Source organism: Blastococcus sp. MG754426 (assembly GCF_021699055.1).
Classification (GTDB): Bacteria; Actinomycetota; Actinomycetes; order Mycobacteriales; family Geodermatophilaceae; genus Blastococcus.
Window position 1 is genome coordinate 1 of record NZ_SSXC01000080.1, and the last position, 19,690, is coordinate 19,690.

21 protein-coding genes and 1 riboswitch are annotated in these 19,690 nt (G+C 75.3%); of the genes, 10 read left to right on the plus strand and 11 right to left on the minus strand.

Annotated elements, in window-relative coordinates; genetic code table 11:
• Positions 1-95 precede the first annotated feature (95 nt).
• Genes E9549_RS19225 through E9549_RS19235 form a run of 3 tightly spaced genes read right to left on the minus strand, consistent with a single transcriptional unit; the run spans position 96 to position 2,091 of the window.
• Entirely contained in the window at positions 96-719 is a 624-nt protein-coding gene (locus tag E9549_RS19225) for an alpha/beta family hydrolase (RefSeq protein WP_236828204.1), read from the minus strand.
• Complete coding sequence (locus tag E9549_RS19230; RefSeq protein WP_236828205.1) at positions 716-1,399, minus strand: HAD-IA family hydrolase; 684 nt, start codon at positions 1,397-1,399, stop codon at positions 716-718. Before E9549_RS19230 ends, E9549_RS19225 begins: the two co-directional genes overlap by 4 nt.
• Positions 1,396-2,091 (minus strand): DedA family protein, encoded by a 696-nt coding sequence (locus tag E9549_RS19235; RefSeq protein ID WP_236828206.1) that lies wholly within the window; start codon positions 2,089-2,091, stop codon positions 1,396-1,398. Before E9549_RS19235 ends, E9549_RS19230 begins: the two co-directional genes overlap by 4 nt.
• 70 nt (positions 2,092-2,161) lie before the next feature.
• Here E9549_RS19235 and E9549_RS19240 point away from each other — a divergent pair, with 70 nt between their 5' ends.
• The 3 genes from E9549_RS19240 to E9549_RS19250 all read left to right on the plus strand — a co-directional run bounded on the left by E9549_RS19240 (position 2,162) and on the right by E9549_RS19250 (position 4,392).
• The gene (locus E9549_RS19240) at positions 2,162-3,460 is read left to right on the plus strand and encodes an amidohydrolase family protein (protein WP_236828207.1); all 1,299 of its coding nucleotides are present in this window, start codon (positions 2,162-2,164) and stop codon (positions 3,458-3,460) included.
• Between the two features lie 96 nt (positions 3,461-3,556).
• Complete coding sequence (locus tag E9549_RS19245) at positions 3,557-3,913, plus strand: helix-turn-helix transcriptional regulator (RefSeq protein ID WP_236828208.1); 357 nt, start codon at positions 3,557-3,559, stop codon at positions 3,911-3,913.
• Positions 3,910-4,392, plus strand: a complete 483-nt coding sequence (locus E9549_RS19250) for an SRPBCC family protein (RefSeq protein WP_236828209.1) — start codon at positions 3,910-3,912, stop codon at positions 4,390-4,392. The genes E9549_RS19245 and E9549_RS19250 overlap by 4 nt, the downstream gene beginning before the upstream one ends.
• Before the next feature lie 37 nt (positions 4,393-4,429).
• Here the strand turns inward: E9549_RS19250 and E9549_RS19255 are convergent, their stop codons facing one another.
• Positions 4,430-5,233 carry an MBL fold metallo-hydrolase gene (locus E9549_RS19255; protein WP_236828210.1) on the minus strand — a complete coding sequence of 268 codons (804 nt, stop codon included), beginning with the start codon at positions 5,231-5,233 and terminating at the stop codon, positions 4,430-4,432.
• A 64-nt stretch (positions 5,234-5,297) separates the two neighbouring features.
• Between E9549_RS19255 and E9549_RS19260 the strand changes: the two genes are divergently transcribed.
• The 6 genes from E9549_RS19260 to gdhA all read left to right on the plus strand — a co-directional run bounded on the left by E9549_RS19260 (position 5,298) and on the right by gdhA (position 11,975).
• Positions 5,298-6,812 carry a TldD/PmbA family protein gene (locus tag E9549_RS19260; protein WP_236828211.1) on the plus strand — a complete coding sequence of 505 codons (1,515 nt, stop codon included), beginning with the start codon at positions 5,298-5,300 and terminating at the stop codon, positions 6,810-6,812.
• Positions 6,809-8,215 (plus strand): metallopeptidase TldD-related protein, encoded by a 1,407-nt coding sequence (locus E9549_RS19265; protein WP_236828212.1) that lies wholly within the window; start codon positions 6,809-6,811, stop codon positions 8,213-8,215. Before E9549_RS19260 ends, E9549_RS19265 begins: the two co-directional genes overlap by 4 nt.
• Before the next feature lie 233 nt (positions 8,216-8,448).
• Positions 8,449-8,751 carry a hypothetical protein gene (locus E9549_RS19270; protein WP_236828213.1) on the plus strand — a complete coding sequence of 101 codons (303 nt, stop codon included), beginning with the start codon at positions 8,449-8,451 and terminating at the stop codon, positions 8,749-8,751.
• A 97-nt stretch (positions 8,752-8,848) separates the two neighbouring features.
• Positions 8,849-9,337, plus strand: coding sequence for a hypothetical protein (locus tag E9549_RS19275; protein ID WP_236828214.1), 489 nt, complete (start codon positions 8,849-8,851; stop codon positions 9,335-9,337).
• A 172-nt stretch (positions 9,338-9,509) separates the two neighbouring features.
• Positions 9,510-10,538 carry a C40 family peptidase gene (locus E9549_RS19280; protein WP_236828215.1) on the plus strand — a complete coding sequence of 343 codons (1,029 nt, stop codon included), beginning with the start codon at positions 9,510-9,512 and terminating at the stop codon, positions 10,536-10,538.
• Between the two features lie 87 nt (positions 10,539-10,625).
• Positions 10,626-11,975 (plus strand): NADP-specific glutamate dehydrogenase, encoded by a 1,350-nt coding sequence (gdhA, locus tag E9549_RS19285; protein ID WP_236828216.1) that lies wholly within the window; start codon positions 10,626-10,628, stop codon positions 11,973-11,975.
• Here the strand turns inward: gdhA and E9549_RS19290 are convergent.
• Positions 11,972-13,009, minus strand: a complete 1,038-nt coding sequence (locus E9549_RS19290; protein ID WP_236828217.1) for a uroporphyrinogen decarboxylase family protein — start codon at positions 13,007-13,009, stop codon at positions 11,972-11,974. The two genes, gdhA and E9549_RS19290, sit on opposite strands and share 4 nt — an antisense overlap.
• Before the next feature lie 62 nt (positions 13,010-13,071).
• Between E9549_RS19290 and E9549_RS19295 the strand changes: the two genes are divergently transcribed.
• Positions 13,072-13,650, plus strand: a complete 579-nt coding sequence (locus E9549_RS19295; RefSeq protein ID WP_236828218.1) for a gamma carbonic anhydrase family protein — start codon at positions 13,072-13,074, stop codon at positions 13,648-13,650.
• Positions 13,651-13,653: 3 nt separating this feature from the next.
• Here E9549_RS19295 and E9549_RS19300 read toward each other — a convergent pair whose 3' ends face one another.
• The 6 genes from E9549_RS19300 to E9549_RS19325 form a co-directional block, all read right to left on the minus strand.
• The gene (locus E9549_RS19300) at positions 13,654-14,853 is read right to left on the minus strand and encodes a cysteine desulfurase-like protein (RefSeq protein ID WP_236828219.1); all 1,200 of its coding nucleotides are present in this window, start codon (positions 14,851-14,853) and stop codon (positions 13,654-13,656) included.
• Positions 14,854-14,878: 25 nt separating this feature from the next.
• Positions 14,879-15,949, minus strand: a complete 1,071-nt coding sequence (locus E9549_RS19305) for a low specificity L-threonine aldolase (RefSeq protein ID WP_236828220.1) — start codon at positions 15,947-15,949, stop codon at positions 14,879-14,881.
• A 25-nt stretch (positions 15,950-15,974) separates the two neighbouring features.
• Positions 15,975-16,553 (minus strand): YdeI family protein, encoded by a 579-nt coding sequence (locus E9549_RS19310; RefSeq protein WP_236828221.1) that lies wholly within the window; start codon positions 16,551-16,553, stop codon positions 15,975-15,977.
• Between the two features lie 40 nt (positions 16,554-16,593).
• Complete coding sequence (locus tag E9549_RS19315) at positions 16,594-17,670, minus strand: homoserine O-acetyltransferase (protein WP_236828222.1); 1,077 nt, start codon at positions 17,668-17,670, stop codon at positions 16,594-16,596.
• 1 nt (position 17,671) lies between these two features.
• Positions 17,672-18,964, minus strand: coding sequence for a bifunctional o-acetylhomoserine/o-acetylserine sulfhydrylase (locus E9549_RS19320; protein ID WP_236828223.1), 1,293 nt, complete (start codon positions 18,962-18,964; stop codon positions 17,672-17,674).
• A gap of 43 nt (positions 18,965-19,007) precedes the next feature.
• Positions 19,008-19,119, minus strand: a riboswitch (SAM riboswitch).
• Positions 19,120-19,206: 87 nt separating this feature from the next.
• The coding region (locus E9549_RS19325; protein WP_236828224.1) for a hypothetical protein at positions 19,207-19,690 on the minus strand (484 nt) is incomplete at its 5' end.

Consider the following 19,690-nt stretch of genomic DNA (forward strand, 5'->3'; position numbering starts at 1 on the left):
CGGCCAAAGGCACGAAGCCAGTCAGACGACGGGTCACGCTCACCGCTGCCGGCCGTCAGCCCATCACTGAAGGACCGACCCGGCCAGCCTCACAGTCAGCCGACGAGCACCTCGGTGAGCCACGAGGCGGCGGCCGCACCGACGAGGTCGGGGTTCCTCCTCAACGAGTGGTCACCGGGGACGGCGTACACGGAGGCGTGCGACCGGCCGGCCAGGACCGCGGCCACCTCGGGCGGGGCGCCGAACGCGTCGGTCTCGCCCTGGACCACGACCACCGGCACGGAGACCCCGGTGAGCTCGTCCGCGCGGCTCCTCTCGGGCCGGCCGGGCGGGTGCAGCGGGAACGCCAGCGCCAGCACGCCGTCCGCGCCGACCTGCCCCGCGGTGCGGCAGGCGACCCGCGCCCCGGCGCTGCGGCCGCCGACGACGAGCGCCCCGGTCAGGTGCCCGGTGCCCGACAGGTGGGCCACGACCGCCCGCCAGCCCTCGTCCAGCCGCGCCGGCGCCGCAGCGATCCGCTTCCCGGCGACCCGCCAGGGCTGCTCGACCCGCAGCACGCGCCACCCGCCCTCGGCGGCGTCCCGGGCCACCGCCAGCAGGTCGGCCGACTCCACCCCGCCGCCGGCCCCGTGCCCGAGCAGCAGCGTCCCGCGGGAGCCGCCGTCGGTGAGGTGGGCGCGGGCCGGGCCGTGCGGCGTCGCGATGTCGAGCGCGGTCACCGGGGCGGGAGGGCCAGCAGGCCGTCGACCGCGCCGGCGAGGTCGGCCCCGGTCACGTCGGGCTCGCCGTACACCGCCGGGAACACCCGCTCGCCGCGCGGGAACCACGCGCCGGTGAGGCCCGCCCGCCGCGCGCCCAGCACGTCCCAGCCGTGCGCCGCGACCAGCGCCATCCGGTCCGGGGGCACGTCGCAGAGCCCGGCCGCCCACAGGTACACCTCGCGGGCGGGCTTCCAGGCGCGGATCGTCTCGCTGGTCATGGTCCGCTCCACCAGCGGCGTGATCCCGCCCCGCTCCAGGCCGGCCTCGGCCACGCCGGGTGAGCCGTGCGACAGCGTGACCACCCGGATCCCGGCCTCGGTCAGCCGGCGCAGCGCGGGTTCCACGTCGGGGTGCGGTGACAGCTCACCGAAGGCGTCGGCCACGCTCGCGCGCTGGCCGGCCGACAGCCCGGTCTCCTGCGCGAGCGCGGCGTCGAAGGCGTCGTGGAACCGGCACCAGGAGCCGACGGCGGCCGCCGCGAAGCCGGTGAGCAGGGTGCGGGCGAAGACGGTGCCCAGCAGCGGGGCCGGCTCGCCCAGCTCCACCAGGGTGGCGCGGACCGGCGCGAGGTCCAGCAGGGTCTCGTTGACGTCGAAGGCCACCACGTCGGGCCGGGAGCGCGGCACGGGCGGGGTCATGCCGACGGGCGCCCGGGGTCCTCGTCGGCCAGGTCCAGCCGGTCGGGACCGGTCCGGGCCCGGCGGTGGTGGCGGACGTCCATGGCGCGCTTCCAGACCAGCCAGCCCACGCCGAGCGCGGCCGCCGCGTAGATCACGTAGTCGAAGTACTCCAGGTACTCGTACACCACGTCGCCGAGGGCGACGCCCAGGCCGATGAGCACGCTGTTCCAGATGAGGCTGCCCGCGGCGGAGTAGAGCACGAACTGGCCGAGCGGCATCCGGACGACCCCCGCGGGCACGGAGATGAAGCTGCGCACGATCGGCACCATGCGGCCGAAGAAGACCGCGGCGCGCCCGTGCCGCTCGAACCAGGCGAAGGTCTTGTCGACGTCGGCGGTCTCGACCAGGGGCAGCCGGTCGAGGAACGCGTGCGAACGGCGCGGGCCCAGCGCCTTCCCGATGTAGTAGAAGAAGATGGCGCCCACGATCGACCCGAGGGTGGCGAAGAGCACGACCGGGACGAGCGCCATCTCGCCGCCGCGGATCAGCACCCCGGCCAGGCCGAGCACCACCTCGCTGGGGATCGGCGGGACGACCGTCTCCAGCAGGATGGCCAGACCCACGCCCACCGGGCCGAGGGCCTTCACGAGATCGAGCAGGAAACCGGTGATGCCGCCCTCGTCGGAGGTAGCAGCGGCGAGCAACGACATGGGCTCCACGGTAGAGGCGACCCCGTCCGCCGCCGCGCCCCCGGGCCGGGGCGCAGCTAGGTTCGCCAGCATGCGGCAGCGCTTCACCGCCCGGGCCCTCGTCGTCGGCGACCGCGCGGGGACGGTGGTCCCCGACGGCGTGCTCGACGTCGTCGACGGCGCGATCGCCTGGGTGGGCCCGGCGGCGGAGGCGCCGCCGCAGGGCGACGCGGAGGTCGTCGCGCTGCCCGGCGTGCTCACCCCCGGCCTGGTCAACGCCCACTCGCACGCGCCGATGGCGCTGTTCCGCGGCCAGGGGGAAGGGCTGCCGCTGGACCGCTGGCTGCGCGAGGTCATGTGGCCGCGCGAGGCCCGCCTCACCCCCGAGGACGTCGAGGTCGCCATGACCGCGGCGTCGGCGGAGATGCTCGGCAACGGGATCACCACCAGCGTCGAGATGTACTTCCACCCCGAGCGGATCGCCGCCGCCGTCGGCGCCACCGGCGCCCGGGCGGTGATCGCGACCCCGCTGCTCCCCCTGCCGGGCATGCCGCCGATGGCCGAGCAGCTCGCCGCCGCCGTCGCCCTGGCGGGGACCGCGCCCGACGACGGCACCGTCGAGTACGGCATCGGGCCGCACGCGGCCTACACCGTGCCGCTCCCCGTGCTCGCGGATTCCGCCCGTGCGGCCCGCGAGCAGGACCTGCTGCTGCACCTGCACGTCGCCGAGACCGCGACCGAGGGCGCCGACCTGCTGGCGGCGCACGGCCTGTCGGTGCCGGGGCTGCTCGCCTCCTACGACGTCCTCGGCGGGCGCGTCCTGGCTGCGCACTGCGTGCACCTGGACGACGGCGACCTCGAGCTGTGGCAGGAGTTCGACGTGGCGGTCGCCCACTGCCCGGCGAGCAACGCCAAGCTGGCCAGCGGGGTCGCGCCGCTGCGCCCGATGCTCGACCGCGGCCTCCGGGTGGGCCTGGGCACCGACGGGCCGGCGTCCAACGACTCGCTGGACCTCCTCGCCGACCTGCGCCTGGCGGCAGGCCTGGCGCGGCTGCGGGAGCGGTCGGCGACCGCGCTGACCGCGGGGGAGGCGTTCTGGCTGGCCACCGGCGGTGCCGCCGACGCGATCGGCCGGCCGGACCTCGGGCAGCTCGCCGTCGGCCGGCGGGCCGACCTGGTGCACGTCGACACCCGCGACCTGGTCTTCGAGCCGGTCGGCGACCCCGCCGACGTGCTGGCCCACCTGGTCTGGTCCGGCGCCGGGCGGCACGTGCGCGACGTCTGGGTGGGCGGCCGCCCGGTCGTCCGGGACGGCGGCTCCACCACCGTCGACGCCGCGGCCCTGCGCGCCGACGTCGCCGAGCGGGCCGCCCGGCTCGCCGCGGGCTGAGGTCGGCACCGGGCTTCTTCAACCGGACGGTTGACGAACCTCCCGGGCCGGGCTAGCGTCCTTGTTCAACCGAAAGGTTGAGGAAGGAGTGCTGTGGTGGCGGATCCGCTCTCCCGGGTGTTCTCGGCGCTCGCCGACCCCACCCGGCGGGACATCGTGGCGCGGCTCGCAGTCGGCGACGCCACGGTCAACGAGCTCGCCGCGCCCTACGACGTGACCGTCCAGGCCGTCTCCAAGCACCTCAAGGTGCTGGAGGACGCCGGCCTGGTGAGCCGGAGCCGGGAGGCCCAGCGCCGCCCGGTGCACCTGGAAGCAGAGGTCTTCGACCTCATGACGACGTGGATCGAGCGCTACCGGCGCCGGGCCGAGGAGCGCTACCGCCGGCTGGACGACGTCCTGCGGTCGATGCCGGACGTGTCCGCGCCCCCACCCCAGGAAGGGAACCCGTCATGACCAGCACCGCGCACCGCCAGACCACCATCAGCGCCGACCCCGACGTCCCGCTCATCCGGATCACCCGGGAGTTCGATGCGCCCCGGGACAAGGTCTTCCGCGCCCACACCGAGGCCGACCTGGTCGCCCGGTGGCTCGGCCCGCGGGGGCTCGAGATGCGGATCGGCCACTACGAGTGCCGGACCGGCGGCTCCTACCGCTACGTCCACAGCCAGGACGGCGAGGAGTACGCCTTCTACGGCAGCTTCCACGAGGTGCGGCCCGACGAGCTCATCGTGCAGACCTTCACCTACGAGGGCATGCCCGACGGCGTCGCCCTGGAGAAGCTGCGCCTGGAGGACCTCGGCGACGGCCGCACGAGGCTCACGACGACGTCCCTGTGCGACTCGTTCGCCGACCGCGACGCCATGCTGGCCAGCGGGATGGAGGTCGGCGTGACCGAGGGCTACGAGCGGCTCGACGAGCTGCTCGCCCGCTGAGACCCGCGGCGGCCCGGCGGCACCGCGCGCCGGGCCGTCATGCCCGCAGGCTGATCGTCTCGCCGCGGTGGGCGGGCCGCACCGTGCCCGGCAGCCGGCGCCGGGCCACCTCGGCGACGAAGTCGCCCAGCGGCGAGGTGAACACCGCGTAGTCGTCGTAGTGCACCGGCACGGTCACCGGCGGCTTCAGCAGCTCCACCAGGTCCGCGCCCTGCCGGCCGTCCATGGTGACGGTGACGCCCAGCACCTTGGTGCCGCCCAGGTGCGGGATGACGACGTCTAGTGGGCCGCAGCGCTCCAGCACCTGGCCCAGGAACGGCCGGTAGAGGGTGTCGCCGCTGATGTAGCCGCGCCAGGTCACCTCACCGCCGCGCACCAGCTCCAGCACGCTGCCCATCACCTGCGGCAGCACCCGGGCCAGCGGGCCCGGGCCGTGCACCCCCGGCACCGCCGTCACCCGGAGCTCCCCGTCGTCACGGGCGAAGGTGTGCGTCTGCCACGGGCGCAGGTCCGCGGTGCCGGTGAAGCCGCGGTCGGCCAGGCACCCCGCCGCCTCCGGCGTCGTGACGACGGGCGTCTCCTTCGGCAGCGACCGCGTGGCGATCCGGTCCCAGTGGTCGCCGTGCATGTGCGAGAGCAGGATGCCGTCGAGCTCGGGCAGCTGGGTGGGCAGCAGCGCCGGGTCGGTGAGCCGCTTGCTGCGCAACCCGTAGCCGAGGTGCGCGCGCTGGCCGCGGTGCAGGAAGTTCGGGTCGGTGAGCAGGGTGAACCCACCGATGCGCAGCAGCATCGTGGCGTTGCCGCCGAAGGTCATGGTCACGTCGTCCGCCGCCGGGTCCATGCGCAGGCGCTTACCCCCGGCTTCCCGGCTCACCCCTGGGCGCGGGCGCTGGTAGACAGGCGGCGTGCCAGGAACCCGCACGATCGACGAGACCTTCCTCGCGCTCCCGCTCACCGCGCTGACCGACGCCGCGCTGACCCGCGCGCTGGACCTGGGCTGCTCGCACGCCGACCTCCGGGTCGAGCGCATCCGCACGCAGACGATCAACCTGCGCGATGCCCGGCCCGAGGCGTTCACCGACGGCGAGGACCTCGGGCTGGCCGTCCGCGTGGTGTTCGAGGGCACCTGGGGGTTCGCCGCGGGCGTCGTCCTCACCGCGGCCGAGGCCGTCCGGCTCGCCGAGGAGGCCGTGGCGGTGGCCCGGGTGGCGGCCGCCCTCAACTCCGACCGCGTGGAGCTGGCGCCCGAGCCGGTGTACCCGGACGCCGAGTACGTCTCCGCCTACGACGTCGACCCGTTCACCGTGCCCGACGCCGAGAAGGCGGCGCTGCTCACCGAGCTGTCCGAGCAGCTGCTGGCCGGCGACGGCGTCGAGCACGTGCAGGCCGGCTGCATGCTGGTCAAGGAGCAGAAGTACTACGCCGACACCGCAGGCACCCGCACCCGGCAGCAGCGGGTGCGCGTCAACCCCGAGCTGACCGCGCTCACCGTCGACCGGGCCACCGGTGCCTTCGAGAGCATGCGCACGCTCGCCCCGCCGGCCGGCCGCGGCTGGGAGTACCTCACCGGCACCGGGTGGGACTGGCGCGCGGAGCTCGCGGAGATCCCCGAGCTGCTGCGCGAGAAGACCAAGGCGCCCTCGGTGCAGGCCGGCCGCTACGACCTCGTCGTCGACCCCTCGAACCTGTGGCTGACCATCCACGAGTCCATCGGGCACGCCACCGAGCTGGACCGGGCGCTGGGCTACGAGGCGGCCTACGCGGGGACGTCGTTCGCCACGCCCGACAAGCTGGGCTCGCTGCGGTACGGCTCGCCGATCATGGACGTCACCGGCGACCGCACCGCCCTGCACGGGCTGGCCACGGTCGGCTGGGACGACGAGGGCGTCGCCGGGCAGCAGTGGGACATCGTGGAGGACGGCGTCCTCGTCGGCTACCAGGTGGACCGGAACACGGCCCGGCTGGGCGGGATGGACCGCTCCAACGGCTGCGCCTACGCCGACTCGCCCGGCCACGTGCCCCTGCAGCGGATGGCCAACGTGTCCCTGCAGCCCGCCCCGGACGGGCCGTCGACCGAGGAGATCATCGCCGGGGTCGAGCGCGGCATCTACGTCGTCGGCGACAAGAGCTGGTCGATCGACATGCAGCGCTACAACTTCCAGTTCACCGGCCAGCGCTTCTACCGCATCGAGGGCGGCCGGCTCGCCGGGCAGCTCCGCGACGTCGCCTACCAGGCGACGACGACGGACTTCTGGGGCGCCATGCGCGCGGTCGGTGGCCCGCAGACCTACGTGCTGGGCGGGGCGTTCAACTGCGGCAAGGCGCAACCGGGCCAGACCGCGGCGGTCAGCCACGGCTGCCCCACCGCCCTGTTCGAGGGCGTGACCATCCTCAACACCGTCGAGGAGGCCGGGCGATGAGCCGGTTCCAGCGCCCGCAGGACGTCGTCGAGGAGGCGCTGGCCGCCTCCACCGCCGACGGCCAGGTGGCGATCGTCGTCGAGGGGGCCGAGGCGAACCTGCGGTGGGCCGCCAACAGCCTGACCACCAACGGGGCGATGCGGTCGCGCTCGGTGGTGGTGATCTCCTTCGTCGACGGCGGCGCGGGGATGGCCGCGGGCACGGTGAGCCGCTCGGGCGCCCCCGACGTCGCCGCCCTGGTGGCCGCCAGCGAGCAGGCCGCACGGGATGCGGGCCCGGCCGAGGACGCGATGCCGCTGATCGCCCCGGATCGCGACGGCGGAGCCCCGCCCGGGGCCGGGGACTGGGACGCGGACCCGGCGGAGACCTCCATCGGGGTGTTCGCCGACTTCGCGCCGGCGCTGGGCCAGGCCTTCGGCGAGGCGCGCGACCGGGGCGAGCTGCTGTTCGGCTTCGCCGAGCACTCGATGCGCACCACCTACCTGGGCAGCTCCACCGGCCTGCGGCTGCGGCACGACCAGCCCTCGGGGCGGGTGGAGCTCAACGGCAAGACGCCCGACTTCGGCCGGTCGGTCTGGGCCGGCACGGGCACCCGCGACTTCCGCGACGTCTCGGTCGCCGATCTCACCGCCGACGTCCGCCAGAAGCTCGCCTGGTCGCAGCGGCAGGTGGAGCTGCCGGCCGGCCGCTACGAGACGCTGCTGCCGCCCTCGGCCGTCGCCGACCTGATGATCTACCTCTACTGGACGATGGAGGCGCGCGACGCCGACGAGGGCCGCAACGTCTTCGCCCGGACCGGTGGGGGCAACCGCATCGGCGAGCGGCTGGCCACCCTGCCGCTGACCCTGCGCAGCGATCCGCACGCCCCCGGGCTGGAGACGTCGCCGTTCCAGGTGGTCGGTGCCTCCTCGGGCGCCGCCTCGGTCTTCGACAACGGCATGGCGACGCCGGCGGTGGACTGGATCGCCGGCGGCGTCCTGGCCGACCTGGTCCGGCCGCGGTCGTGGGCGCTGAGGACCACCGCGCCGGCCACCGCCGCCGTGGGCAACCTCCTGCTCGAGCTGCCCGGCGCCACGACGACGCAGGCGGAGATGGTCGCCGCGACCGACCGGGGCCTGCTCCTCACCACCCTCTGGTACATCCGCGAGGTGGACCCGCAGACCCTGCTGCTCACCGGGCTCACCCGCGACGGGGTCTTCCTGGTGGAGAACGGGGAGGTGACCGGCGCGGTGAACAACTTCCGGTTCAACGAGTCCCCGGTCGACCTGCTCGGCAGAGCGGTGCAGGCAGGAGTCACCGAACGCACGCTCCCGCGGGAGTGGAACGACTGGTTCACGCGGACGGCGATGCCGGCGCTGCGGGTCCCGGACTTCAACATGAGCAGCGTCAGCCCGGCGAGCTGAGGCCGGTCCGGCGGGTCGGGGCCGTTCCGTCACACTTCCGCCAAGTCGATCTCGGGCACCCTGGCGGAAACTGACGGCGACGACCTGTATGCGTCGAACTACCCTCAGTGGCGGTACCAGAGCTGGCGGGAGGCTTTACCCACAGCGGGCGGATGCCGAAACATCCCCTGGCTCGGAAAACCGGGTACCGCACGCGAGCCCCGCTCCCACGGGGCTGTCGAGGGGAGGACTCCGTGACCAGGAGTCGCAAGCCGTCCGTCTTCCAGGTGGGCAAGGTCCGCGACGACGGGCACACCGTCGTCATCTCCGGCTGGGGCCTGGGCCTCTGCGCCGCCGGCTGCACCTGCCACCGCCACCCCTCCGCCGGTCACCTCGCCATCGCCGAGGACCAGGCAGGGGGCTCCATCGGCCTGGTCAGCTTCCGCGAGGACGGCTGCGACTGCTGCGAGCCGTGGACCTCCGAGGAGCTCTCCGGCATCCTGCGCGACTTCCAGGCGCTCGCCGCCCTCGAGGTGCAGGAGCCCCTCGCCGGGTGAAGGACCTCGCCGCCCCCCGGTGCTCGCTCCGCTCGCGCCGGGTCCCTGCGGCGAGGCCGTTCCAGTACGTCACCTCTGGGGTAGTGCGGTTCCCGTGATGGGACGCGCTGCCGTGCGGGGGGCTGTTGCCGGGATCGCCGGGGTCGCGGTGATGACCCTCGGGGAGAAGCTCGAGCAGGCCGTGACCGGGCGGCCGGACAGCTACGTCCCCGCCCGCACGCTGACGGCGCTCGGCACCGGCCGGCGGCTGCCCGGGTCCGCCCGCCCGCCGGTGCGCAACCACCTCATGCACTGGGGCACCGGCGCCGCCGTCGGTGCCCTGCGCGGCATCTGGGCCGCCAGCGGGCTGCGCGGCGTGCGCGCGTCGGCCTGGCACGCCTCCGTCCGGCTGGCCACCGACCAGACGCTCGAGAACGCCACCGGCGTCGGGGCGCCGCCCTGGACCTGGTCCCGCCGCGACCGGGTCGTCGACGTCGCCCACAAGGTCGTCTACTCCCTCGTCACCGGCGCCGTGGCCGACCGCCTCGTCCCCCTGGCGCCGGACCGGCTGCCCGACGGCACCGCGGCCGGCCCCCGCCGACGCTGAGCCGCCCGGGAAGGCGGCGCGCTCCTGGGACCCGTGTGACGGGCGGGACCAACCCGCGTCCACCGGCCCGCGCGCCCCCGCTACCGCGTGGTGCGAGATCCCTACGTTCGGTGCTGACGCGCATGGTCGTGGCCCCTTCCCCGGGCCCGGGCGCAGGTGATCGGAGGCCAGGGTGCAGGCGCAGCGCACGACTCCCCGACGCCGCACGCGCGCCGTCCTGACGGTCGGCGCCGCGGTGCTGGCGGCGGCGACGGCGGTCCTCCCCCCGACCGCGGCCTCCGCCGACCCCGGCACGGTGGCCGAGGCGGCGGAGCGGATGGCGGAGGCGGCCCAGCAGCTGACGGTCATCGAGGCACAGGTCCACGAGGCCGAGGAGATCGTCGCAGCGCACCAGCAGGCCGCCGTGGCCGCCGCCGAGCAGGCCCGTGCCGCGCGCGAGGCGCTCGCCGTCCACGAGCCGCAGATCCGGGCGATCGTGCAGAGCAGCTTCACCGGTCAGGCGCAGTCGCGGGTCGCCGCGTTCCTCACCAGCGACTCCGCGGGCGAGCTCGTCCAGCAGATGACGACGCTGGACATGATCGCCACGCACACCAACTCGGTCATCGCGCAGGTCGCCGCGGCCCGCGCCGCCGCCGACGAGGCCCAGGCCGCCGCCGACCAGGCCGCCGCCACCGCCCGGGCGGGCCTCACCGAGCTGCAGGCCCAGCAGGCCGAGGTGGAGCGGCGCGCCGTCGAGTACCAGTCGGACTACGCCCGGCTCTCCGCGGCCGAGCAGGACCGGGTCTCCACCATGGTCGCCGGGCCCCGCCTGGCGGCGCCGTCGGTCGCCGAGCTGCCGGTCGCGCCCGGTAGCGCCGCGGCGACCGCCATCCAGGTGGCGCTCGCCCAGGTCGGCGCCCCCTACCGGCGCGGCGCCACCGGTCCGGACGCCTTCGACTGCTCGGGGCTGACGTCCTACGCCTACGCCGCCGCCGGCATCACCCTGCCGCGCACCAGCGGCGGCCAGTCGAAGATCGGCCCGCCGCTCTCCCGCGGCGAGCTCCAGCCCGGCGACCTGGTCTTCTACTACTCGCCGATCAGCCACGTCGCGCTGTACATCGGCAACGGGATGATCGTGCACGCCCGCACCTACGGGACGCCGCTGGCGGTGACCACGGTCGACCAGGGCGGCTTCCGGTTCGGCGTCCGCCCCACCGGCTGACGACCTACCGCCCGACCCCGTTCCGCGACCCCCGAGCGAGCGACGTACGTTGCGCGTGGTGAGCGACCGGCGCGAGAGGGGCACGTGGTGAGTGGCGAGGTACCGGAGACCGTCCGCGCGATCTACGACGAGGTGTTGCGCCGGAACCCCGGTGAGACGGAGTTCCACCAGGCCGTCCGCGAGGTGCTGGAGTCGCTGGCCGTCGTCCTCGGCCGGCACCGCGAGTACACCGAGATGAAGACGGTGGAGCGCATCTGCGAGCCGGAGCGGCAGATCATCTTCCGGGTGCCGTGGCAGGACGACCGCGGCGAGGTCTGGATCAACCGCGGTTTCCGGGTCGAGTTCAACTCCGCGTTGGGGCCCTACAAGGGCGGCCTGCGCTTCCACCCCTCGGTGAACCTGGGCATCGTCAAGTTCCTCGGGTTCGAGCAGATCTTCAAGAACGCGCTCACCGGCATGCCCATCGGCGGGGGCAAGGGCGGCGCGGACTTCGACCCCAAGGGGCGGTCGGACGCCGAGGTCATGCGGTTCTGCCAGTCGTACATGACCGAGCTCTACCGGCACCTGGGGGAGTACACCGACGTCCCCGCCGGTGACATCGGCGTCGGGGCGCGCGAGATCGGCTACCTGTTCGGCCAGTACAAGCGCATCACCAACCGCTACGAGTCCGGCGTCCTCACCGGCAAGGGCCTGGGCTGGGGCGGTGCGCTGGTGCGCACCGAGGCCACCGGGTACGGGGCCGCCTTCTTCGCCGACGCCATGATGCGGGTGCGGGGCGAGTCCTTCGACGGCCGCCGGGTCGTGGTCAGCGGCTCGGGCAACGTGGCGGTGTACGGCATCGAGAAGGTCCACCAGCTCGGCGGCACCGTCGTCGCCTGCTCGGACTCCGGCGGCTACGTGGTCGACGAGAAGGGCATCGACCTCGACCTGCTCAAGCAGGTGAAGGAGGTCGAGCGCGGCCGGATCTCCGACTACGCCGAGCGCCGCGGCTCGGCGAGCTTCGTGCCGGACGGGAGCATCTGGGACGTCCCCTGCGACGTGGCGATCCCCAGCGCCACGCAGAACGAGCTCGACGGCGACGCCGCGGCGACCCTGGCCCGCAACGGCTGCCGGTACGTGGTGGAGGGCGCCAACATGCCGGCGACCCCGTCGGCGGTGAAGGCCTTCCGCGACGCCGGCATCGCCTTCGCCCCGGGCAAGGCGGCCAACGCCGGCGGGGTGGCGACCTCCGCGCTGGAGATGCAGCAGAACGCGTCCCGCGACCGCTGGACCTTCGAGCACAGCGAGGCCCGGCTCGAGGAGATCATGCGCGACATCCACGCCCGCTGCCACGAGACCGCCGACGAGTACGGCTCACCGGGCGACCTCGTCCTGGGCGCCAACGTGGCGGGCTTCCTGCAGGTGGCCGACGCGGTGCACGCCCACGGCTTGATCTAGAGCTCGGTGCGCAGGACCTCCGCGGCCCGGGCCAGGGAGCGCATCTTGCCGGCGGCGGAGGCCCGGGACAGGTACTTCAGCCCGCAGTCGCTGGTGAGCACCAGCCGGTCGACGTCGACGTCCTCGAGCGCGCGCCGCACCCGGTCGGCCACCGTCTCCGGCGTCTCCACCTCCTCGGTGGAGAGGTCGAGGACGCCGAGCGCGATGCCCTTGCCCCGCAGCGGGCGCAGCGTGGCCGGGTCGAGGTGCGACTGCGCGGTCTCCACGGCGACCGTGTCCGCGGGGGTGTCGGCGAGCTCCGGCAGGAACGAGTAGCCCTCGGGCCGCTCGGAGACCATCGCCGCGTAGCCGAAGCACAGGTGCAGGTGCACCGGCCCGGGGGCGCCCTCGACGGCACGGGTCACCGCCTCCGCGCCGTACTCCCGGGCCACCTCGGGCCGGGCCTGCAGCCACGGCTCGTCGATCTGCACGATGTCGGCGCCGGCGGCGAACAGGTCGGCGATCTCGGCACGGACGACGTCGGCGTAGGCAAGGGCCAGCGACCGGCCGTCGCCGTAGTGCTCGTCCTGGGCCTGCTGGGCCATCGTGAACGGGCCGGGGACGGTGATCTTCACGGCCCGGTCGGTGTGGGCGCGCAGGAAGCGGACGTCGTCGGCCTGGACCGGGGCCGGCCGGCGGATGTCGCCGACGACCCGCGGCACCGGGATCGGCTTGCCGGACCGGTTGAGGATGGTCCCGGGGTGGTCGACGTCCACGCCGCTGAGCGCCGTCGCGAAGTGGTTGGAGTAGGACTCGCGCCGGATCTCGCCGTCGGTGACGATGTCGAGCCCCGCCTCCTCCTGCGACCGGATCGCGAGCAGGGTCGCGTCGTCCTGCGCGCCGGCGAGGAGCTCCGGCGGGATGCGCCACAGCTCGGCGGCCCGCACCCGGGGCGGGAACTGGTGGGCGAGGCGGTCGCGGTCGATCAGCCAGTCCGGCTGGGGCAGGCTGCCGACGATCGACGTGGGCAGCGGGGGCAGCGGTGCGGCGGGCATGCAGGGAGTCTGCCGAGGATCCGCTGCGTGCGCCTCGTGCGGGGCTGTGCTGTGCTGAGGGCGTGGCGGACAACTACATCGCGGAACTGCCCTTCGGGGCGCCCAGGATCGACGACGAGGCATTCGTCGCGCCGACCGCCGTCGTGGTGGGCGCGGTCACCATGGGCCCGCGCGCGAGCATCTGGTACGGCGCCGTGGCCCGGGCCGACCAGGAGACGATCGAGATCGGGGCCGGCTCCAACGTCCAGGACGGGTGCACGCTGCACTCCGACCCGGGCTTCCCGCTGGTGGTGGGCCGGGACGTGACGGTCGGGCACCGCGTCGTGCTGCACGGGGCCCGGATCGACGACGAGGTGCTCGTCGGCATGGGCAGCGTCGTCATGAACGGGGCGCACATCGGCACCGGGTCGATCGTGGCCGCCGGGGCCGTGGTGACCCAGGGCAAGCAGTTCCCCCCGCGGTCGGTGATCGCCGGCGTCCCCGCCAAGGTGGTCCGCGAGGCGACCGACGACGACCTGCTGCACATCCGCGGGAACGCGGCCGCCTACTCCGAGCGGCTCCCCGAGGCGCGCAAGGTCCGGCCCGTCGTGCGCCGCCCCCTCCCGTCGGCCGGTCACCTCCCCGGCGACGGGATGCCCTAGGGGTCAGCGGGCGAGCCACTCCCGCAGGCCGGCGAGCAGCCGGTCGACGTCGTCGGCGTCGCTGTAGGGCGCCAGGCCCACCCGCAGCCCGCCGGTGTCGCCGAGCCCGAGCCACCGGCTCGCCTCGATCGCGTAGAACGAGCCCGCCGGCGCGTTGACGCCCCGCGCGGCGAGGAAGCGGTAGGCGTCGGCGGCCTCGCCCGCCTCGAAGGTGAGCAGCAGCGTCGGCGTGCGGTGCGCCGCCCGCGACCACAGCCGCACCCCGGGCAGCCCGGCGAGCCCCGCCTCCAGCCGCTCGAGCAGCCGGTCCTCGTGCTCCTCGATCGCGGTCATCGCCGTGACCAGCCGCTCCCGGCGGCTGCCGCCGTCGCCCAGCGCGGCGAGGAAGTCCACGGCGGCGGTCGTCCCGGCCAGCAGCTCGTAGGGCAGCGTGCCGAGCTCGTAGCGCTCGGGCACGGCGTCCGAGCTGGGCAGCAGCTTCGCCGGGTGCAGCGTCTCCAGCAGCGCGGGGTCGGCGGCCAGGACGCCGCAGTGCGGCCCGAGGAACTTGTACGGCGAGCAGAGGTAGGCGTCGGCACCGAGCGCGGGGACGTCGACCGGCGCGTGGGCGGTGAGGTGCACGCCGTCGACGACGAGCAGCGCACCCGCCGCGTGCACCCGCCCGGCGATCTCCTCGATCGGCGGCCGCGTGCCGATCAGGTTGGACGCCCCGGTGACCGCCACCAGGCGTGTGCGGTCGGAGAGCACGGCGGCGACGTCGTCGGCGGTCAGCTCGCCCGTGGCGGGGTCGAACGCCGCCCACCGCACCGTCGCGCCGGCGGCCTCCGCGGCGACCACCCACGGCCGGATGTTGGCGTCGTGGTCCAGCCGGGTGACCACGACCTCGTCCCCCGGGCCCCAGCCGGCGGCCAGCGTGCGGGCCAGGTCGAAGGTGAGCGCGGTGGCGCTGCGCCCGAAGACGACGCCGCCCGGCTCGACGCCGAGCAGGTCGGCCACCGCCGAGCGCGCGCCCAGCACCGTCTCGTCGGCGAGCCGCTCGGCGGCGGTGACCGAGCCGCGGTTGCTGATCGGCGCGGTCAGCGTCGCGGCGACCGCCCGGCCCACCGCCTCGGGCACCTGGGTCCCGCCCGGGCCGTCGAAGTGCGCGGTGCCGCCGGCCAGCGACGGGAAGCAGGAGCGGAGCGCGGCGACGTCGAAGCCCATGGTCGCCGACGCTAGCGCCCGGCCGTCAGGACCTCCCGGCCAGGGCGGCGATCGCCGACCGCGCCTCCTCGACGGTCAGCGCCAGCGTCGCGTCGCCCACCGGCAGCTCCACCCGCACGGCGCCCGGGTCGCCGGTGACCGCCGCCTGCGGCCAGGTCCACAGGCCCTCGTCGGCGGCCAGCCGCCGGGCGGCCGTGGTGAACGCGTCCGGGGTGGTGCGGAGCAGCAGGTGCAGCATCGGCGTCTGCGGCGGGTCGGGGACGACGGTGACGCCCGGCAGGTCGCGCACCGCGCCGGCGATCTCGCGGGCGCGCGCCAGGTAGGCGGGCATCAGGGGCAGCCGCCGGCGCAGGCAGGCCAGCGCCGAGGCCGCCCCCGGCCAGAGGCCGAACAGCGTGCCGCCCAGGCGGCGGCGCCACTCGCGGACCTCCTCGACCACGTCGGCCGGGCCGGCCAGGCAGCAGCCGGCGAGCGCCCCGATGCCCTTGTAGAAGCTGACGTACGCGGTGTCGAACAGCCCGGCGATCTCGGCCGGCGGGCGGTCGTAGCCGGCCGCGGCCTCCCACAGCCGGGCACCGTCCAGGTGCGCGGCCGCCCCGCGCTCCCGGGCCCAGGCCACCTGCGCCGCCAGGTCCTCCCACGCCGGGAGCGGGCCCCCGAGGTCGCGCTGGGGCAGCTCCACCAGCAGCGCGGCGGGGTGCTCGGCGACGGCGTCGAGGTCGGCGCGCAGCAGCAGGCGGTACCGGTCGCCCGCCGGGCGCAGCACCATGCCGTGCAGCCGCTCGAACGCCTGCTCCTCGTGCCGGATCAGGTGGCTCTCCGGGTGGCAGACGACGGTGCGCCGACCGCTCCGGTCCGCGTGCACCCGCAGCGCCGCCTGCTGGGCCATGACGCCGCTGGGCAGGTACACCGCCGCGGGCAGCCCGAGCAGCTCCGCCACCTCGGCCTCCAGCTCGGCCACCACCCCGCCCTCCCCGTACCGGTCCGGCGCGGCGTCCGCCGGGACCGTGGCCAGCAGGTCGGCCGGCCGCCACGCGCCGTGCCCCGTCAGCGAGCGGGTGCAGCCCTCGCGCAGCGCCAGGAGGTCGTCGTCCACCCGGCCAGTCTCGCCCGTGGCCCGCTCAGCGCCCGCCACGGCCCTCGGTGAGCGCCCGCACCGCGGCGGCGATCCGCTTCGCCCGGCCGGCCGGGGTGGCGGCGGTGTGCACCCGGAAGAGGATCGCGAAGCGGTCCTGCCCGCCGAGGGCGTCGAACGCGTCCCGCGCCCCCGGCTCGGCGGCCAGCGCCGCCGCGAGGTCGTCGGGCACGGTGGCGGTGGCCGGGCCGGGGTAGGCGCGGGCCCACCGGCCGTCGGCGCGCGCCGCCTCGACCGCCGCGAGGCCGGCCGGGCGCATCCGCCCCTCGGCGGTCAGCCGCTCCACGGTGGCGACGTTCTTCTGCGACCAGACGCTCCGCGGGCGGCGCGGGGTGAGCCGCAGCAGGTGGTAGCTGTCGTCCAGTCGCAGGCCGCGCCCGTCGATCCACCCGAAGCACAGCGCCGCCTCGACGACCTCCGCGCTGGTGACCGACCGGATGCCCGAGCCCTTGCGGGCGATCTGCACGTACAGGCCCGGAGCCGTGGCGTGCTCGGCCTCCAGCCAGGCCTCCAGGGCGGGCTGGTCGGCGAACGGCAGCATCGGCAGGTCCGTCGGTGCGGGCACGGCACCATCCTGGCCCGGGGGTACGACGGATCGGGGCGCCTCAGCCCGCCAGCAGCTCGCGCAGCAGCGCGTCGACCTCGGCCGTCTCGACGAGGAAACCGTCGTGGCCGTAGGGGGAGCGGATCAGCCGCAGCGGGACGCCGAGGGCGTCGGCCACCCGCTGCTGCTGCGCCACGGGGTACAGCCGGTCGCTGTCCACGCCTGCGACCAGCGCCCGGGCGGTCACCCCGGCCAGCGCCGCCTCCACCCCGCCGCGGCCCCGGCCGACGTCCCAGCTGTTCATCGCCTGGGTGAGCACGACGTAGCTGCCGGCGTCGAAGCGCCCGGCGAGCTTGGCCCCGTGGTGCTGAAGGTAGGAGGCGACGGCGAAGCGGCCGTCCTCCTGCAGCCGGGTGCCGAAGCGCGCCTCCAGCTCGTCCGCGCTGCGGTAGGTGAGGTGGGCGATCCGCCGGGCGACGTCCAGCCCCGCCACCGGCGGGTCGTCCAGCGGGTAGCCGCCGTCCCGCCAGCGGGGGTCGGCCCGCACCGCGGCCTGCTGCGTCGTCTGGGTGCCGATCTGGTCGGCCGAGGCGACGGCGGTCGAGGCGAGGAAGAACAGCGCCCCCACCCGGCCGGGGAACCGCACCGCCCACTCCAGCGCCCGCATGCCGCCCATCGAGCCCCCGGCGACGGCGGCGAACCGCTGGACGCCGAGCGCGTCGGCGAGCGCGGCCTCGACGCGCACCTGGTCCCCGACGGTCACCTCGGGGAACCGCGCGCCCCACGGCCGGCCGTCCGGCGCCGCCGACGACGGCCCGGTCGTGCCCTGGCAGCCGCCGAGGACGTTCGCGCAGACGACGAAGAAGCGGTCGGTGTCCAGGGCCGCGCCGGGGCCCACCACGCCGCCCCACCAGCCGGGCGTCGGGTGGCCGGGGCCGGCCGGGCCGACGACGTGGCTGTCACCGGTCAGCGCGTGCTCGACCAGGACGGCGTTGCCGCCGCCCGGGGCGAGCGTCCCCCAGGTCTCGTAGGCGACCCGGATCCCGGGCAGGGTCCCGCCGCGCTCCAGCTCGAAGGCGGCGGGCAGGTCGAGGAACCGCCGGTCGCCCGCCGGATCCCCCTCGACCCACCCGCCCACGTCAGGCGGACTTGGCGGCGCGGAACCCGGCCTCCAGGTCGGCGAGGATGTCCTCGATCCCCTCCAGGCCCACGGCGAGGCGCACCAGGCCCGGGGTGACGCCGGTGGTCAGCTGCTCCTCCGGGGTCAGCTGCGAGTGCGTCGTCGAGGCCGGGTGGATGACCAGGCTGCGCACGTCGCCGATGTTGGCGACGTGGCTGTGCAGCTCCAGGGCCTCCACGAACCGCTTGCCGGCCTCCACGCCGCCGTGCAGCTCGAAGGTGAGCACGGCACCGGCCCCCTTCGGCGCGTACTTCTGCTGCGCCGCGTGCCACGGCGAGGAGGGCAGGCCCGGGTAGTTGACCCGGTCGACGGCGTCGTGGGCCTCGAGGAACTCGGCCACCCGCTGGGCGTTCTGCACGTGCCGCTCCATGCGCAGCGACAGCGTCTCGATGCCCTGCACCACCAGGAAGGCGTTGAAGGGGGAGACCGCCGGCCCCAGGTCGCGCAGCAGCTGCACCCGCGCCTTCAGCGCGAACGCCGGTGCGCCGAGGTCGGCGTAGACGACGCCGTGGTACGTCGGGTCGGCCGTCGTGAACATCGGGTGCCGGCCGCCGGTCCAGTCGAACGAGCCGCCGTCGACGATGAGCCCGGCGATCACCGTGCCGTGGCCGCCCAGGTACTTGGTCGCCGAGTGGACGACGACGTCGGCGCCGTGCTCCAGCGGCCGCACGAGGTACGGGGTGGCGATGGTGTTGTCGACGATCAGCGGCACGCCGTTGCGGTGCGCGACGCCGGCGACGGTCTCGATGTCGAGGACGTCGCCCTTGGGGTTGCCGATCGACTCGGCGAAGAACGCCCGGGTGTTCTCCTGCACCAGTGACTGCCAGTTCTCCGGGTCGTCGGGGTCCTCGACGAAGGAGACGGTGATGCCCATCTTCGGCAGCGAGTGGTGCAGCAGGTTGTAGGTGCCCCCGTACAGCGAGGCGGAGGCGACGACGTGGTCGCCGGCCTCGGCCAGGTTGAGGATCGCGAGGGTCTCCGCTGCCTGGCCGGAGGCGACCGCGAGCGCCGCGACGCCGCCCTCCAGCGACGCGACGCGCTGCTCCAGCGCGTCCTGCGTCGGGTTCATGATCCGCGTGTAGATGTTGCCCATCTCCGCCAGCGCGAAGAGGTCGGCAGCGTGCTGGGTGTCCCGGAACTGGTACGCGGTGGTGGCGTAGATCGGCAGCGCGCGGGCGCCGGTGGCCGGGTCGGGGCTGGTGCCGGCGTGGATCTGCCGGGTCTCGAAGCTCCAGCTCTGCGGGTCGGTCATGCGCCGTCTCCTTCGCTCGCGGGAGATCCCGCGGCGCACGGGAACTCCGTCCTTGCCGGGGGCGGGGCGCCGGCCGGCTCTTCCCCTGGAGCACCTCGGACGGAGTCGAGGTTGCCGGGCAGCCAGCCAGGTGCTTCGCGCTGCCTCTCAGGAGCCGACGTGATCGTAGGACGCCCGTGCGCACACCGCGCGCCCGCCCCCGCACCGGGGCGATGTCCCACGTGAAACACCGGCCCCACCGGCTACGAGCCGGGTGCCGTCTCCCCGCCCGCGCCGCCGGTCGGCACCGGCGCGGTGGTCTCCGGGACGGTGGTCGTGGTGCCGGTCCCGTCCCCGTCCGGGGACGAGGGCGCGCTGGTGGTCGGTGAGGTCGGGCGGGTGGTCGGCACGGGCGTCGTCGTCGGCCCCGGCTCCTCGGTCGGTTCCCCCGGTTCCGTCGGCCCGGTCTCCGTCGGCCCGGTCTCCGTCGGTCCCGTCGGCGCGGTGGGCTCGGTGACGGCGGTGTCCTCGGCCGGCGGGGTGGCGCCGGGCGCCGGCGGCTTGACGTTGAGCCAGAGCGCGAAGACCGCGACGAAGAGCACGGCGAGCACCACCGTGGAGGTGCGGGCGCGGCCGAGCCGGCGGGGGATCGCCGCCCACCAGCCGTGCCGCGGCGCCGGCGAGGCGCTGTCGGCCGGTGAGCCGGGGGCGGCGGCGGGGGCGGTGCTGACGGTGGGCTCCTGCGAG